Here is a 14,308-nt window from a genome sequence, read left to right as displayed (position 1 = left end):
CCGGTGACGCGGCAGGAGTCTCGACCTGTCCCGTCCGATCCCTTAAGGTAGGCGCCCCGGCCCTTGGCTCTAGATTGCACTAACGGATGCCCATGAACCCGAACTATCTCGATTTCGAACAGCCTATCGCCGATCTCCAGGCCAAGATCGAAGAACTTCGACTGGTCGGTAACGACAATGCGCTGAACATCAGTGACGAGATCGCCCGGTTGCAGGAGAAGAGCCAGGCGCTCACCAAGAGCATCTTCAGCGACCTCTCCAGCTGGCAGGTCGCCCGCCTGGCGCGGCATCCGCTGCGGCCCTACACCCTCGACTACATCGGCTACCTGTTCAGCGACTTCGAGGAACTGCATGGTGACCGTCACTTCGCCGACGACCCGGCCATCGTTGGCGGCATCGCCCGCCTGGACGGTCGCCCGGTGATGGTCATCGGCCACCAGAAGGGCCGTGAGGTCCGCGAGAAGGTCCGCCGCAACTTCGGCATGCCGCGTCCGGAAGGCTATCGCAAGGCCTGCCGCCTGATGGAAATGGCCGAGCGCTTCAAGATGCCGATCCTGACCTTCATCGACACCCCCGGCGCCTATCCGGGCATCGATGCCGAAGAGCGTGGCCAGAGCGAAGCCATCGCCTGGAACCTGCGCGTCATGGCGCGGCTGAAGACCCCCATCATCGCCACCGTGATCGGCGAGGGTGGCTCCGGTGGCGCCTTGGCCATCGGTGTCTGCGACCAGCTGAACATGCTGCAGCACTCCACCTACTCGGTGATCTCGCCGGAAGGCTGTGCCTCCATCCTATGGAAGACCGCCGAGAAGGCCCCCGATGCCGCCGAGGCCATGGGCATCACCGCCGAGCGTCTGAAGAGCCTGAACATCGTCGACCAGGTGATCGACGAGCCCCTGGGTGGCGCGCACCGCGATCCCCAGGCCATGGCCGCCAGCCTGCGCACCGCGCTGCTGCAACAACTCGATGACCTCAAGGGCTACGACGTGCCGGCGCTGCTGGAGCGTCGCTACGAGCGGCTGATGAGCTACGGCATCTCCTGATCCCGCCCCCATGAGTCTGCTGGACCGGCTGCAGGCCCGCCTGGCGCGGCAGCCGCCTACCCGTCACTGGCGGGTGGGCTTCTCCGGCGGACTGGACTCCACCGTCCTGCTGCAGCTCTTCGCGCAGTTGCGTGAGCGCGGCCTGCTTGCCGACCTGCAGGCGGTCCATGTGCACCATGGGCTGCAGCCAGCCGCCGATGCCTGGGTCAGCCATTGCGCCCAAGTCTGCCAAGCGCTGCAGGTATCCCTCGATACCCTGCACGTCTGCACCGATAACCTGGCCAGTCTCGAGCGCGCCGCCCGCGAGGCGCGCTATGCCGCCTTCGCCCAAGTCCTTCCAGTGGATGGCTGCCTGGTGCTCGGCCAGCATCGTGACGATCAACTGGAAACCCTGCTGCTACGCCTGGTGCGCGGCGCCGGGGTGAAGGGGCTGGCTGGCATGCCGGGCGAGCGGCCCTTTGCGGTCGGTCGTCTCTGGCGACCCTTGCTGGACGAGCCGCGCAGCACCCTGTTGGCCTATGCCCAGGCCGCGGGGCTGAGCTGGATCGAAGATCCCAGCAATGCCGATACCCATTTGGATCGCAACTACCTCAGGCACGAGGTGTTGCCGCGGTTACAGAGTCGCTGGCCGGGTGTCGCTCAGGTCATGGCGCGCAGTGCCGCTCATCTGGCCGAGGCCGACGCACTGCTCGGCGAGTTGGCTACCCTCGATCTGCAGCAGGTCCAGGCGGGCGAGCAGCCCTTCGCCTGGCTGCCGCTACCCAGCCTGGCCCTGGCGCCCTTGCGCGCTTTGAGCGAGGCCCGGCAGCGCAATGCCCTGCGCGCCTGGCTGGCTTCCTTGACCCGCCAGCCGGACAGCGCCCATTGGGCCGGTTGGCAGGCACTGCGCGATAGCGGTGAAGCGAGCGATCCGCGCTGGCAACTGGAAGGCGGCAGCGTGCGCCGGGGCGCCGGGCGTATCTGGTGGGTGCCCGCGACGTGGTCGGTGGAGCCGCCGCCCCCGGTCGTCACCACGCACGCCAATACCCTGGAGCTTCCTGGCAATGGTCGACTGGTCTTTGCGGGGGAGGGCGCCGAATCTGGCTGGCGGATCGCCTATCGCCAGGGCGGCGAACGCCTGGTGGTGCCCGGTCGCGGTACTCGCGATCTGAAGCGCCTGCTCAACGAGCGCAAGGTACCGCCGTTCCTGCGCGGCCGTTTGCCGCTGCTCTGGCGTGGCGACGAACTGCTGGCGGTGGCCAATCTGCCCGGCCTGGATGGGCTGCCCGGCGGAGGACGGCTCGCATGGCTGCCCACAGACGGCATGGGCGGGTTTGAGCTGGGATAACCTTTAGGCTAGACTACGCTCCCGTCTTGTACCGCATTTTCCGCTCGCTCCGAGTGGACGGTGTGCATTGGTCCGGCAGCAGGCCGACCGCTCTCGCTTTCATCGGCGGCTCTCCGCCTCAACGCAGATTCTAGGAATTTTCATGACGCGCTTTATTTTCGTCACGGGCGGTGTTGTTTCTTCTTTGGGGAAAGGCATCGCCTCGGCCTCCCTGGGCGCCATTCTGGAAGCGAGAGGGCTGAAGGTCACCATGCTCAAGCTGGATCCGTACATCAACGTGGATCCCGGCACCATGAGCCCCTTCCAGCACGGCGAGGTGTTCGTCACCCATGACGGCGCCGAGACCGACCTGGACCTGGGTCACTACGAGCGCTTCATCCGCACCACCGTGACCCAGAACAACAACTTCACCACCGGCCGCATCTACATGGATGTCCTGCGCAAGGAGCGCCGTGGTGACTACCTGGGCGCCACCGTGCAGGTGATCCCGCACATCACCGACGAGATCAAGAGACGCATCATCAAGGGCGCCGGCGATGCCGACGTGGCCCTGGTGGAGATCGGCGGCACCGTCGGCGACATCGAGTCGCAGCCCTTCCTCGAAGCCATCCGCCAGCTGCGGGTCGAGATCGGCGCCCGCCGCGCCATGCTGATGCACCTGACCCTGGTGCCCTACATCGCCACCGCTGGCGAGACCAAGACCAAGCCGACCCAGCATTCGGTCAAGGAACTGCGTTCCATCGGCCTGCAGCCCGATGTGCTGATCTGCCGTTCCGACCACACCGTCGATAGCTCCTCGCGCCGCAAGATCGCCCTCTTCACCAACGTCGAAGAGCGCGCGGTCATCTCCCTGGAAGACGTCGACACCATCTACCGCATTCCTTCCGTGCTGCATGCCCAGGGTCTGGACGAATTCGTCGTCGAGCGCTTCGGTCTGGAGTGCAAGCCGGCCGACCTGTCCGAGTGGGACCGCGTGGTGGACGCCAAGCTCAATCCCGAGCGCGAAGTCACCATCGCCATGGTCGGCAAGTACATGGAGCTGCTCGACGCCTACAAGTCGCTGATCGAGGCCATGACCCACGCCGGCATCCAGAGCCGCACCAAGGTCAACCTGCGCTACATCGACTCCGAGCACATCGAGCAGCAGGGCACCCACCTGCTCAAGGGCGTCGATGCCATCCTGGTTCCCGGCGGCTTCGGCCTGCGTGGCGTGGAAGGCAAGATCGCCACCGTGCAATACGCTCGCGAGAACAAGATCCCCTACCTGGGCATCTGCCTGGGCATGCAGGTGGCGGTCATCGAATTCGCCCGTAATGTGCTGGGCTGGAAGGACGCCAACTCCACCGAATTCGACAAGGCCAGCGGCCACCCGGTGGTCGGCCTGATCACCGAATGGCAGGATTCCACCGGCGCCACCGAGATCCGCACCGAAGGCTCCGACCTGGGCGGTACCATGCGCCTGGGCGCCCAGGAGTGCCAGCTGATCGGCGGCACCCAGGTGCACGACTGCTACGGCCAGGACGTCATCGTCGAGCGTCATCGTCACCGCTACGAGGTCAACAACAACCTCTTGCCGCAGATCGAGGCCGCCGGCCTGAAGATCTCCGGTCGCTCGGGCGACGGCGCCCTGGTGGAAGTGGTGGAGGCCCCGGATCATCCCTGGTTCGTCGCCTGCCAGTTCCACCCGGAGTTCACCTCCACCCCGCGTGACGGCCACCCGCTGTTCAGTGGCTTCGTCAATGCCGCCCTGCGCTACGCCAAGAAGGATTGACCATGACCGCACAGAAGATCGTCCGCGTCGGCAACATCGAGATCGCCAACGACAAGCCCTTCGTGCTGTTCGGCGGCATGAACGTGCTGGAATCCCGTGACCTGGCCATGCAGGTGTGCGAGCAATACGTCAAGGTGACCGAGAAGCTGGGCATCCCCTATGTTTTCAAGGCCAGCTTCGACAAGGCCAACCGCTCTTCGGTGACCAGCTACCGCGGTCCGGGCATGGAAGCCGGCCTGCGCATCTTCGAAGAACTCAAGGCCACCTTCGGCATGCCGGTGATCACCGACGTCCACGAGCCCTACCAGGCGGCGCCGGTGGCGGCGGTGTGCGACATCATCCAGCTGCCGGCCTTCCTCTCGCGGCAGACCGACCTGGTGGTGGCCATGGCCAAGACCGACGCCGTGATCAACATTAAGAAGGCGCAGTTCCTCGCGCCCCAGGAGATGAAGCACATTCTCGCCAAATGCGAAGAGGCCGGTAACGACCAGCTGATCCTCTGCGAGCGGGGCTCCTCCTTCGGCTACAACAACCTGGTGGTCGACATGCTCGGCTTCGGCATCATGAAGAGCTTCGGCTACCCGGTGTTCTTCGATGTGACCCATGCCCTGCAGATGCCGGGCGGGCGTGCCGATTCCGCCGGCGGCCGCCGCGCCCAGGTCACCGACCTGGCCAAGGCCGGCATGAGCCAGGGCCTGGCCGGCCTGTTCCTCGAAGCCCATCCGGATCCCGAACATGCCAAGTGCGACGGCCCCTGTGCCCTGCGCCTGGACAAGCTGGAGCCCTTCCTGGCCCAGCTCAAGGCGCTGGACGAGCTGGTGAAGTCGTTCACGCCGATCGAAACTGCCTAAGCGGCGGCTGAACCAAAAGGCCCAGGCGCAGCCGAAGGCTGATCCGTCAATGACCGGTAACATGGAGATCGATACAAAAATGGCTAACATCGTCGACATCAAGGGACGTGAGGTCCTGGATTCCCGCGGCAACCCCACCGTTGAAGCGGACGTGATCCTGGACAATGGTATCGTCGGTCGCGCCACCGCGCCGTCCGGCGCGTCCACCGGTTCGCGCGAGGCCCTGGAGCTGCGCGACGGCGACAAGAGCCGCTACCTCGGCAAGGGCGTGCTGAAGGCCGTTGGCAACATCAACGGTCCGATCCGTGACCTGCTGCTGGGCAAGGATCCTGCCGACCAGAAGGCCCTGGACCGCGCCATGATCGAGCTGGACGGCACCGACAACAAGGCCAAGCTGGGCGCCAACGCCATCCTGGCCGTGTCCCTGGCCGCCGCCAAGGCCGCCGCCGAAGACCAGGACCTGCCGCTCTACGCCCACATCGCCAACCTGAACGGCACCCCCGGCCAGTACTCCATGCCGGTGCCGATGATGAACATCATCAACGGCGGCGAGCATGCCGACAACAACGTCGACATCCAGGAATTCATGGTCCAGCCGGTTGGCGCCAAGAGCTTCGCCGATGCCCTGCGCGTGGGTGCCGAGATCTTCCATCACCTGAAAGCCGTGCTGAAGGCCCGTGGCCTGAGCACCTCCGTGGGTGACGAAGGCGGCTTCGCCCCGAACCTGGCGTCCAATGCTGACGCCCTGGCCGCCATCGCCGAAGCGGTGAAGAACGCCGGCTACGAGCTGGGCACCGATGTCACCCTGGCCCTGGACTGCGCCTCCAGCGAGTTCTACAAGGATGGTCAGTACGACCTGTCCGGCGAGGGCAAGGCCTTCGACGCCAACGGTTTCGCCGACTACCTGGCCGGGCTGACCGAGCAGTTCCCGATCATCTCCATCGAAGACGGCATGGACGAGTCCGACTGGGCCGGCTGGAAGGCCCTGACCGACAAGATCGGCAGCAAGGTGCAGCTGGTGGGCGACGACCTGTTCGTCACCAACACCAAGATCCTCAAGGAAGGCATCGAGAAGGGCATCGGTAACTCGATCCTGATCAAGTTCAACCAGATCGGCTCTCTGACCGAGACCCTGGAAGCCATCCAGATGGCCAAGGCCGCCGGCTACACCGCGGTGATCTCCCACCGCAGCGGCGAGACCGAAGACTCCACCATCGCCGACCTGGCCGTGGGTACCGCCGCTGGTCAGATCAAGACCGGTTCGCTGTGCCGTTCCGACCGCGTCTCCAAGTACAACCAGCTGCTGCGCATCGAAGAGCAGCTGGGTGCCAAGGCGCCTTACCGCGGTCGCGCCGAGTTCCGTAGCTAAGGGCTACGCGAACGCGGAGGTGGCGATCCAGGTCGCCGCCTCCTGAGTCGTCCGACCAAACACAGGATAGATGCCCAGTTTACAAGCGTAGAGCCGGGCTTCTATCCTGTTTTCGTTTTTGCCGCCGTCCCTTGCGGCATCCGCCGTCCGCGAATCCGTACCGCCCATGCGAAGTCCCTACTGGCTGTTTCCCTTCCTGCTCCTGCTGCTCGGCGGTCTCCAGTATCGCCTGTGGGTCGGTGATGGCAGCTTCGCCCAGGTGCGCGACCTCAAGCAGCAGATCGCCGACCAGAATGGCGAGAACAAGCGCCTGCTGGAGCGCAACGAGATCCTCGAAGCCGAGGTCGTCGAGCTCAAGAAAGGCATGGAGACCGTCGAGGAGCGTGCCCGCCACGAACTCGGCATGGTCAAACAGGGCGAAACCCTCTTTCTGCAATCGAAATAGATGACTCCTGCACCCTCGTTCTGGGCCGTCCTGCCGGCCGCGGGCGTTGGTTCGCGCATGCGCGCGGATCGCCCCAAGCAGTACCTCGAATTGGCCGGTCGTAGCGTCATTGAGCACACCCTGGCGGCTTTCCTCGAGCATCCCGGTACCCTGGGTATCGTGGTGGCGCTGGCCAACGACGATCCCTGGTGGCCCCAGTTGCCCCTTGCCCAGGACGCGCGCATTCGCTGCGCCGAAGGCGGCGCCGAACGCGCCAGCTCGGTACTGTCGGCGCTGTTGCTGCTGAGCGCCCAAGGCGTGGCGGACGACGCCTGGGTGCTGGTGCACGATGCCGCGCGGCCCAACCTGCAGCGCAGCGATATCGATCACCTGCTGGCCTGCCTGGCGGACGATGACATAGGCGGCCTGCTCGCCGTGCCGGTGCGGGATACTCTCAAGCGCGCTGGTGCCGATGGTCGGGTCGCCGCGACCCTGGATCGCAGCCTGGTCTGGCAGGCCTATACGCCGCAGATGTTTCGTCTGGGGCCGCTGAGTCGGGCCCTGGCCGATGCCTTGGCAGCCGGTGTCGCCGTGACCGACGAGGCCTCGGCCATGGAATGGGCGGGCCTGGCACCGCGCCTGGTGGAGGGCCGGCCGGACAATCTCAAGATCACCCGGCCGGAAGACCTGGAATGGCTGCGCCGCAGCTGGCAGCTCGATGCCCTGGCGGACACGCCAGCCTCCTAGGCTTGTTTGAAAAGTCGCGGAGCGAAGGCCAGGCAAGGCGAAAATTAGCGAGGAAGCGGAGTTTACAAATGGTAAATGAGCATTCCGAGCTGATTTTCAACGCAGCATGGGCGAGCGCAGGCACTTTTCAGGCAGAGCCTAGAATCTATAGATGGCTGCGGCGCCAGTCTTCCCCGGCATCCGCTCGCGCGGCAGTACCAGTACCTGGCCACCCTGTTGCAGGGTCTGCAGGCTGAGTTCGTCCAAGAGGTCCTCGGTGTTCGCGCCGGCCGGGTCGGAAGGCACCAGCAGGCGGCGATCGACGTCCAGGTGGCCGGGAATGCGCCGCTCGGCCTCCACCAGCAGGGTGTCGACCCGGGCATCCAGCACGGCGCCACCGATCTCTTCCAGTCGATCCGAAGCCAGGCCCTGGCCCTGGCGTTGGGCATAGGTGTCTAGCAACTCGGTCAGATGACCATCCAGGTGCGGCGCCATGACCGCCCAGGCCTTCTGCCTCAGGGTTTCATTGTCGAGGGGACCCGGATCGCCCGCGAGTCCTTCGGCCAGTAGCAGGGGGTTGTTGCTGATCCGGCGAAAGACCGCCTGGTGCTCCGGCAGGGCGGCGAGTAGCAGGGGCAGCTTGCTCGGCTGCGAGTGCTCGCGGGTGAGGGCACGATCCAGGGCGAGGAAATAGCGTTCGCGATCGACGTTCTGCTCGTCATGCTTGCTGATGCCGCCGGCATTGTGCTGCATGGCGTCGCCGCGCTCGCTGGCCCGGCCGAAGCCCTGGGGCAGGCCGCGCTGGTTGCCCTCGGTCAAATCGGTGCCCAGGGCCTCTTCCAGGGTGCGCGGCACGCCTTCGGCCAATTCGAGCTCCACCAGGTTGTCGCGGCTGCCTTCGAACAGCCGGGCATGGTCGCGGGACAGGCAGAGCACCTGGTACCTGCCGGTGCCCTGGGCCAGTTGCAGGAGCGGCTGCAGATGGAAGTGATGATTGACCATCGCCGTCTCCGGTACGCCGCCGGCGACCTTGAGCAGGTGCAGATGATCGCGGTCACGCAGGATGATCAGGCCGCCGCGTGGATGATTCCAGAAGTCGGCGTCGTCGATCAGGGCGGTCAAGGGGGCGAGCAGGGCGGTGGTATCGGCCTCGGGGAAGCGCTGGCGCACCTCGGCTTCGACGGTGCGCAATAGGTTCTTGAAGCGGATGACGTTCTGCTCGCGCTGCGGGAAGGCGCGCTCGGTGGGCAGGTAGAGCGATAGGCAGGGCGGGACCGCCGCCTTCATCCAGGTGGCGAGTGCGTGATGATCGAGGGTGTCGTTCATGGGACCTCCGGCTGCGAGAGACGCCGCGAGGCCGCCGGGCGGGCGGCCTCGCGGCTATCGTTCTCTCTTTCGAAGAGCGACCGAAAGACCCGGTTCCTCCGCTGCGCTCAGCTTCCGGATGGGTGGCGGCCACCTGGCCGCGCCGTGCTCAACCCCTGCTTGAGGTGCTCCACCAGCAGGCGGATCTTCGGCGAGAGAAAGCGCCGCTGTGGATAGAGGGCCCAGACCGCGCTGTTGGGCGGCTGGCGATTGTCCAGCAGGGCGCGCAACTCGCCACGGGCCAGGTGCGGCAGCACGTAGTAGTCCGGTAACTGGCACAGGCCGAAGCCACGCAAGGCGGCGTCCAGCACCGCCTGGCCGCTGTTGCAGCGCCAGGAACCCTGCACCCGGTGGAGGACTTCGCGTTCGTTCTCGCGAAAGCTCCAGATGTCGCTGGTACCGACCAGGCAGCGGTGGCGACTCAGTTCGGAGAGGGTATGGGGTGCGCCATAGCGCTCCAGATAGCTTGGCGCGGCGCACAGATAGAGCTCCCGCGGCGCCAGCCGCGTCGCCACCAGCCGCGAGTCGGCCAGGCGACCCAGGCGGATCGCCAGGTCGTAGCCTTCGTGCAGCAGGTCGACGGTGCGATTGGTCAGGTCCAGTTCCAGGCTCACCTCGGGATGGTGAGCGAGGAAGTCGTTGACCAGCGGCACCACGAAACGCTCGCCATAGGTCACGGCGCAGGTCATGCGGATCAACCCCTTGGGTTGGCTGGAGAGATCGCTCACCTCGCGCAGGGCTTCGTCGCGGGCTTCCTGCAAGCGCCGGCAGTGTTGCAGGAAGGTATGGCCGGCTTCGGTGAGGGCCACGCTGCGGGTGCTGCGATAGAGCAGCCGCGCCTGCAGGCGTTCTTCCAGACGCGCCACCTGGCGGCTGACGTGGGAGGTCGAGGTGCCCAGGCGGTCGGCTGCCTGGCCGAAGTGCAGGGTGCTCGCCACCGCGACGAATTCGTCGATCCCCTCCCAACCCATGATTGTTTCCCTGTGGCAAAAATGAATTCCAGTATGCCCGATTGTTCCAGGATTTCAGGCGTCTAAACTGCTTCCTTCGTTTTTTCGTCCTGTCGGAGTCGACCATGATCAAGTCCCGCGCCGCCGTAGCCTTCGCGCCCAACGAGCCCCTGAAGATCGTCGAGGTGGACGTCGAGCCGCCCAAGGCCGGCGAAGTGCTCATTCGCATCGTCGCTACCGGCGTCTGCCACACTGATGCCTACACCCTGTCCGGCCAGGATTCCGAAGGCGTCTTTCCCTGCATCCTCGGTCACGAGGGCGGTGGCATCGTCGAGGCGGTGGGCGAGGGCGTGACCTCGGTCGCCGTGGGCGATCACGTCATCCCGCTGTACACCGCCGAATGCGGCCAGTGCAAATTCTGCAAATCCGGCAAGACCAATCTGTGCAGCTCGGTGCGCGCCACCCAGGGCAAGGGCCTGATGCCCGACGGCACCACCCGTTTCTCCTACAACGGCGAGCCGATCTACCACTACATGGGCTGCTCCACCTTCTCCGAATACACGGTGCTGCCGGAGGTCTCGGTGGCCAAGATCCCCCAGGAGGCGCCGCTGGAGGAGGTCTGCCTGCTGGGTTGCGGCGTGACCACCGGCATCGGCGCCGTGCTCAACACCGCCAAGGTGGAAGAGGGCGCCACCGTCGCCGTCTTCGGCCTGGGCGGCATCGGCCTGGCTGCCATCATCGGCGCCAAGATGGCCAAGGCCAGCCGCATCATCGCCATCGACATCAACCCGTCCAAGTTCGACATCGCCCGTGAACTGGGTGCCACCGACTTCATCAACCCCAAGGATCACCAGAAGCCGATCCAGGAAGTCGTCGTCGAGCTGACCGATGGCGGCGTCGACTACAGCTTCGAGTGCGTCGGCAACGTCAACCTGATGCGCGCCGCGCTGGAATGCTGCCACAAGGGCTGGGGCGAGTCGGTGATCATCGGTGTGGCCGGTGCCGGCCAGGAGATCAGCACCCGGCCGTTCCAGCTGGTGACCGGGCGCGTCTGGCGCGGCAGCGCCTTCGGTGGCGTCAAGGGCCGCAGCGAGCTGCCGGGCTACGTACGCAAGGCGCAGAGCGGCGAGATTCCGCTGGACACCTTCATCACCCATACCATGGGCCTGGAGCAGATCAACGAAGCCTTCGAGCTGATGCACGAAGGCAAGAGCATCCGCACCGTCGTCCACTACTGATCGCCGGAAGGGCGCCCCGGCGGCGCCCTCTGCACGGGAGATGACCATGAGTCTCGAACTGCTCTCCAGCAACAAGAGTTTCGGCGGCTGGCACAAGCGCTATCGCCATCGTGCTCGCAGCCTCGACTGCGACATGACCTTCGCCGTCTACCTGCCGCCCCAGGCGGAGGCGCGCAGCGACCTGCCGGTGCTCTACTGGCTGTCGGGCCTGACCTGTACCGACGAGAACTTCATGCAGAAGGCCGGCGCCCAGCGCCTGGCCGCCGAGCTGGGCCTGGTGTTGGTGGCGCCGGACACCAGTCCGCGCGGCGAAGGCGTACCGGACGATCCCGAGAAGGCCTGGGATTTCGGCCTGGGGGCCGGGTTCTACGTCAATGCCACCCAGCAGCCCTGGGCCAAGCACTACCGCATGCACGACTATGTGGTGGAAGAACTGCCGGCGCTGATCGAAGCCAACTTCCCGGTCTCGGATCGCCGTGGCGTCAGCGGCCACTCCATGGGCGGCCATGGCGCCCTGATCTGCGCCTTGCGGCATCCGGGGCGTTATCGCTCGGTGTCGGCCTTCTCGCCCATCGTCAATCCGCTGGATTGCCCCTGGGGGCACAAGGCCTTCTCGAACTACCTGGGCGAAGACCGCAGCAGCTGGGCGGAGTGGGATGCCTGTGCACTGCTGGAAAAGGCCGAGGAGCGCCTGCCGCTGCTGGTCGACCAGGGGGAGCAGGACAGCTTTCTCGCCGAGCAGCTCAAGCCCCAGGCGCTGCAGCGGGCGGCGGAAGCTGCGGGTCATCCGCTGGAACTGCGTCTGCAGCCGGGTTATGACCACAGCTATTTCTTTGTCGCCAGCTTCATCGACGACCATCTGCGGCATCACGCGGCGGCCCTGTCTGCCCCTTGAAGGCGACGGGAGCTGTCCTCAGCCGGTAGAATCGACGCCCTGTCATTTTCCAGGGCGTCTCTCTTCATGCGCATAGGTCACGGTTTCGACGTTCACGCCTTTGGCGAGGGCGACTTCATCACCCTCGGTGGCATTCGTATTCCCCACCACCACGGCCTGGTCGCCCATTCCGATGGCGACGTGCTGCTGCACGCCCTGGCCGATGCCCTGCTGGGCGCCGCAGCGCTGGGCGACATCGGCAAGCATTTCCCCGATACCGATCCGCGCTTCAAGGGCGCCGACAGCCGGGTGCTGCTGCGTCACGTGGTCGGCTTGGTGCGGGAGCAGGGCTGGCAGGTGAGCAACGTCGACGGCACCATCGCCGCCCAGGCGCCGAAGATGGCACCGCACATCGAGGCCATGCGCCAGGCCATCGCCGAGGACCTGCAGGTCCAGCTGGGCCAGGTCAACGTCAAGGCCACTACCACCGAGCGGCTGGGCTTCGTCGGGCGCGAGGAAGGCATCGCCGTGCACGCCGTGGCCCTGCTGCTGCCGCTATGACCGAAGACCAGCTGCTCGGGCCGCGCGCCCATGGCGAGCCCTGCGGCCAGGCGATCCTCAAGGCCAGTGCCGAAGACTTCCAGGTGGACGAGGTACTGGACATCCCGCTCAGTGGCGATGGCGAGCACCTCTGGCTGTGGGTCGAGAAGCGCGGCCTCAATACCGAAGAAGCCGTGCGCCGTCTGGCCCGCGCCGCGGGCGTACCGCAGCGGGCGATCAGCTACGCCGGTCTCAAGGATCGCCAGGCGCTGACTCGCCAGTGGTTCAGCCTGCACCTGCCCGGCAAGGCCGATCCGGACCTGGCCGCCGCCTGTGACGAGACGCTGGTGATCCTCGAGCAGGGCCGCCATCGTCGCAAGCTGCAGCGCGGCGCCCACGCCGCCAACGGCTTCCGCCTGCGCCTGACCGGGCTCCAGGCCGATCCCGCGGCGCTCGAGGCCCGGCTGCAGGCCATCGCCAGCCAGGGCGTGCCCAATTATTTCGGGCCGCAGCGCTTCGGCTACCAGGGCGGCAACCTGGCCGATGCCCAGGCGTGCGCCCACGAACAGCGCCTGCCGGAGCAGCGCAATCGCCGTTCGCGGACCCTGTCCGCGGCGCGCAGCTGGCTGTTCAACCAGGTGCTGGCCCAGCGTGTCGCCGACGGTTCCTGGAATCGGGCGCAAGCAGGCGACCTGCTGGCCTTCACCGACAGCCGCAGCCACTTCCCGGCGACCGCCGCCGATCTGGCCGATCCGCGCCTGGCGGTGCTGGATCTACATCCCACTGGCCCCCTGTGGGGCCAGGGCGAGTCACCCGTGCAAGGCCCTGCCGCGGCCCTCGAGGCCGGCGTCGCCAACGACGCCGGCGCGCTGCCGGCCTGGCTGGCCGGTGCCGGCCTCTCGCATGAACGGCGCATCCTGCGCCTCCCCATCGGCGGCCTGACGTGGCATTATCCCGCTCCTGACATTCTGCAACTCGAATTCGTCCTGCCGGCCGGCTGTTTCGCCACCGCAGTGGTTCGCGAGCTGGTAACGCTCGGCGAGGCAGGGCAGACGGAACATCCATGCGACTTCTGATCGCCAACGACGATGGGGTGCTGGCCCCCGGTATCGCCGCGCTGCATGCCGCGCTCGCCGCCCGTGCGGACTACGAGTGCCAGGTGGTCGCGCCGCTCTATGACATGAGCGGCGTGAGCAGTGCCCTGACGCTGGACCGGCCCTTGCACCCCCAGCGCCTGCCCAATGGCTTCCTGGGCGTCAATGGCACGCCCACCGATTGCGTCCATCTCGGCCTCAACGGGCTGCTGGAGCAGACCCCGGACATGGTGGTGGCCGGTATCAACCTGGGTGCCAACCTGGGTGACGACGTCCTCTATTCCGGCACCGTGGCCGCGGCCATGGAAGGGCGCTTCCTCGAGCGCCCGGCGCTGGCCTTCTCGCTGGTCTCGCGCAGCGCCGACAACATGGCGGTGGCGGCGGAGATCGCCGCCCGCATCGTCGCCCTGCACGAGAGCCTCGACCTGCCGCCGCGCACCGTGCTCAACGTCAACATCCCCGATCTGCCGCTGGCGCAGATCAAGGGCCTGCAGCTGACCCGCCTGGGTCACCGCGCCCAGGCCAAGCCGCCGGTGCGCGAGGTCAACCCGCGCGGCAAGGCCGGCTACTGGATCTCCGTCTCGGGCGATGCGGTGGACGGCGGGCCGGGTACCGACTTCCATGCCGTGCTGGAAGGCTATGTCTCAGTGACGCCGCTGCAGTTCGATCGCACCTTCCGCGAGGGCTTCGCCGGGCTGTCGGCACTGACGGAGCTGTTGGCATGACTCAGGGGCAA

14 protein-coding genes are annotated in these 14,308 nt (G+C 66.4%); 12 read left to right on the top strand and 2 right to left on the bottom strand.

What is annotated here, in order from left to right:
* Nucleotides 1-92: 92 nt before the first annotated feature.
* From ACYJP6_RS05080 to ispD, 7 genes are all read left to right on the top strand, one after another.
* Nucleotides 93-1,043, top strand: coding sequence for an acetyl-CoA carboxylase carboxyltransferase subunit alpha (locus ACYJP6_RS05080; protein ID WP_459473915.1), 951 nt, complete (start codon nucleotides 93-95; stop codon nucleotides 1,041-1,043).
* Between the two features lie 10 nt (nucleotides 1,044-1,053).
* Nucleotides 1,054-2,370 carry a tRNA lysidine(34) synthetase TilS gene (gene tilS, locus ACYJP6_RS05075; protein WP_459473914.1) on the top strand — a complete coding sequence of 439 codons (1,317 nt, stop codon included), beginning with the start codon at nucleotides 1,054-1,056 and terminating at the stop codon, nucleotides 2,368-2,370.
* Nucleotides 2,371-2,512: 142 nt separating this feature from the next.
* The gene (locus ACYJP6_RS05070; protein WP_309760697.1) at nucleotides 2,513-4,141 is read left to right on the top strand and encodes a CTP synthase; all 1,629 of its coding nucleotides are present in this window, start codon (nucleotides 2,513-2,515) and stop codon (nucleotides 4,139-4,141) included.
* A gap of 2 nt (nucleotides 4,142-4,143) precedes the next feature.
* On the top strand, nucleotides 4,144-4,992 hold the full coding sequence (kdsA, locus tag ACYJP6_RS05065) for a 3-deoxy-8-phosphooctulonate synthase (protein ID WP_017639039.1): 849 nt from the start codon (nucleotides 4,144-4,146) through the stop codon (nucleotides 4,990-4,992).
* A gap of 79 nt (nucleotides 4,993-5,071) precedes the next feature.
* Nucleotides 5,072-6,361: a phosphopyruvate hydratase gene (gene eno / locus ACYJP6_RS05060; protein WP_459473911.1), complete on the top strand. Its 1,290-nt coding sequence runs from the start codon at nucleotides 5,072-5,074 to the stop codon at nucleotides 6,359-6,361.
* A 166-nt stretch (nucleotides 6,362-6,527) separates the two neighbouring features.
* The gene (locus ACYJP6_RS05055; RefSeq protein ID WP_459473909.1) at nucleotides 6,528-6,806 is read left to right on the top strand and encodes a septum formation initiator family protein; all 279 of its coding nucleotides are present in this window, start codon (nucleotides 6,528-6,530) and stop codon (nucleotides 6,804-6,806) included.
* Nucleotides 6,807-7,532, top strand: coding sequence for a 2-C-methyl-D-erythritol 4-phosphate cytidylyltransferase (gene ispD, locus ACYJP6_RS05050; protein ID WP_459473907.1), 726 nt, complete (start codon nucleotides 6,807-6,809; stop codon nucleotides 7,530-7,532).
* Nucleotides 7,533-7,670: 138 nt separating this feature from the next.
* Here ispD and ACYJP6_RS05045 read toward each other — a convergent pair whose 3' ends face one another.
* Nucleotides 7,671-8,837: a baeRF3 domain-containing protein gene (locus tag ACYJP6_RS05045; protein ID WP_459473905.1), complete on the bottom strand. Its 1,167-nt coding sequence runs from the start codon at nucleotides 8,835-8,837 to the stop codon at nucleotides 7,671-7,673.
* A 107-nt stretch (nucleotides 8,838-8,944) separates the two neighbouring features.
* A complete protein-coding gene (locus ACYJP6_RS05040) occupies nucleotides 8,945-9,850 on the bottom strand; it encodes a LysR family transcriptional regulator (protein WP_459474283.1) in 906 nt (301 codons plus the stop codon).
* Nucleotides 9,851-9,951: 101 nt separating this feature from the next.
* Between ACYJP6_RS05040 and ACYJP6_RS05035 the strand changes: the two genes are divergently transcribed.
* The 5 genes from ACYJP6_RS05035 to surE all read left to right on the top strand — a co-directional run bounded on the left by ACYJP6_RS05035 (nucleotide 9,952) and on the right by surE (nucleotide 14,297).
* Nucleotides 9,952-11,064, top strand: coding sequence for an S-(hydroxymethyl)glutathione dehydrogenase/class III alcohol dehydrogenase (locus ACYJP6_RS05035; protein WP_459473903.1), 1,113 nt, complete (start codon nucleotides 9,952-9,954; stop codon nucleotides 11,062-11,064).
* A gap of 40 nt (nucleotides 11,065-11,104) precedes the next feature.
* Nucleotides 11,105-11,959, top strand: coding sequence for an S-formylglutathione hydrolase (gene fghA / locus ACYJP6_RS05030; RefSeq protein ID WP_459473901.1), 855 nt, complete (start codon nucleotides 11,105-11,107; stop codon nucleotides 11,957-11,959).
* A gap of 66 nt (nucleotides 11,960-12,025) precedes the next feature.
* Nucleotides 12,026-12,499, top strand: a complete 474-nt coding sequence (gene ispF / locus ACYJP6_RS05025) for a 2-C-methyl-D-erythritol 2,4-cyclodiphosphate synthase (RefSeq protein WP_459473899.1) — start codon at nucleotides 12,026-12,028, stop codon at nucleotides 12,497-12,499.
* A complete protein-coding gene (gene truD / locus ACYJP6_RS05020; protein ID WP_459473897.1) occupies nucleotides 12,496-13,554 on the top strand; it encodes a tRNA pseudouridine(13) synthase TruD in 1,059 nt (352 codons plus the stop codon). The genes ispF and truD overlap by 4 nt, the downstream gene beginning before the upstream one ends.
* Nucleotides 13,542-14,297, top strand: coding sequence for a 5'/3'-nucleotidase SurE (gene surE / locus ACYJP6_RS05015; protein WP_459473895.1), 756 nt, complete (start codon nucleotides 13,542-13,544; stop codon nucleotides 14,295-14,297). Before truD ends, surE begins: the two co-directional genes overlap by 13 nt.
* Nucleotides 14,298-14,308 lie beyond the last annotated feature (11 nt).

It is taken from the genome of Pseudomonas sp. No.117, from assembly GCF_054558395.1.
Note: the sequence above shows the minus strand (reverse complement) of the source record. Positions and strands in the feature narration are given on the sequence as shown.

Excerpts from the sequence above, each read along its gene's own strand:
- tilS (WP_459473914.1), top strand. The coding sequence starts at position 1,054 with ATGAGTCTGCTGGACCGGCTGCAGGCCCGCCTGGCGCGGCAGCCGCCT.
- surE (WP_459473895.1), top strand. The coding sequence starts at position 13,542 with ATGCGACTTCTGATCGCCAACGACGATGGGGTGCTGGCCCCCGGTATC.
- fghA (WP_459473901.1), top strand. The coding sequence starts at position 11,105 with ATGACCATGAGTCTCGAACTGCTCTCCAGCAACAAGAGTTTCGGCGGC.
- ACYJP6_RS05045 (WP_459473905.1), bottom strand. The coding sequence starts at position 8,837 with ATGAACGACACCCTCGATCATCACGCACTCGCCACCTGGATGAAGGCG.
- truD (WP_459473897.1), top strand. The coding sequence starts at position 12,496 with ATGACCGAAGACCAGCTGCTCGGGCCGCGCGCCCATGGCGAGCCCTGC.
- ACYJP6_RS05055 (WP_459473909.1), top strand. The coding sequence starts at position 6,528 with ATGCGAAGTCCCTACTGGCTGTTTCCCTTCCTGCTCCTGCTGCTCGGC.
- ispD (WP_459473907.1), top strand. The coding sequence starts at position 6,807 with ATGACTCCTGCACCCTCGTTCTGGGCCGTCCTGCCGGCCGCGGGCGTT.
- eno (WP_459473911.1), top strand. The coding sequence starts at position 5,072 with ATGGCTAACATCGTCGACATCAAGGGACGTGAGGTCCTGGATTCCCGC.
- ACYJP6_RS05080 (WP_459473915.1), top strand. The coding sequence starts at position 93 with ATGAACCCGAACTATCTCGATTTCGAACAGCCTATCGCCGATCTCCAG.
- ACYJP6_RS05035 (WP_459473903.1), top strand. The coding sequence starts at position 9,952 with ATGATCAAGTCCCGCGCCGCCGTAGCCTTCGCGCCCAACGAGCCCCTG.
- kdsA (WP_017639039.1), top strand. The coding sequence starts at position 4,144 with ATGACCGCACAGAAGATCGTCCGCGTCGGCAACATCGAGATCGCCAAC.
- ispF (WP_459473899.1), top strand. The coding sequence starts at position 12,026 with ATGCGCATAGGTCACGGTTTCGACGTTCACGCCTTTGGCGAGGGCGAC.
- ACYJP6_RS05070 (WP_309760697.1), top strand. The coding sequence starts at position 2,513 with ATGACGCGCTTTATTTTCGTCACGGGCGGTGTTGTTTCTTCTTTGGGG.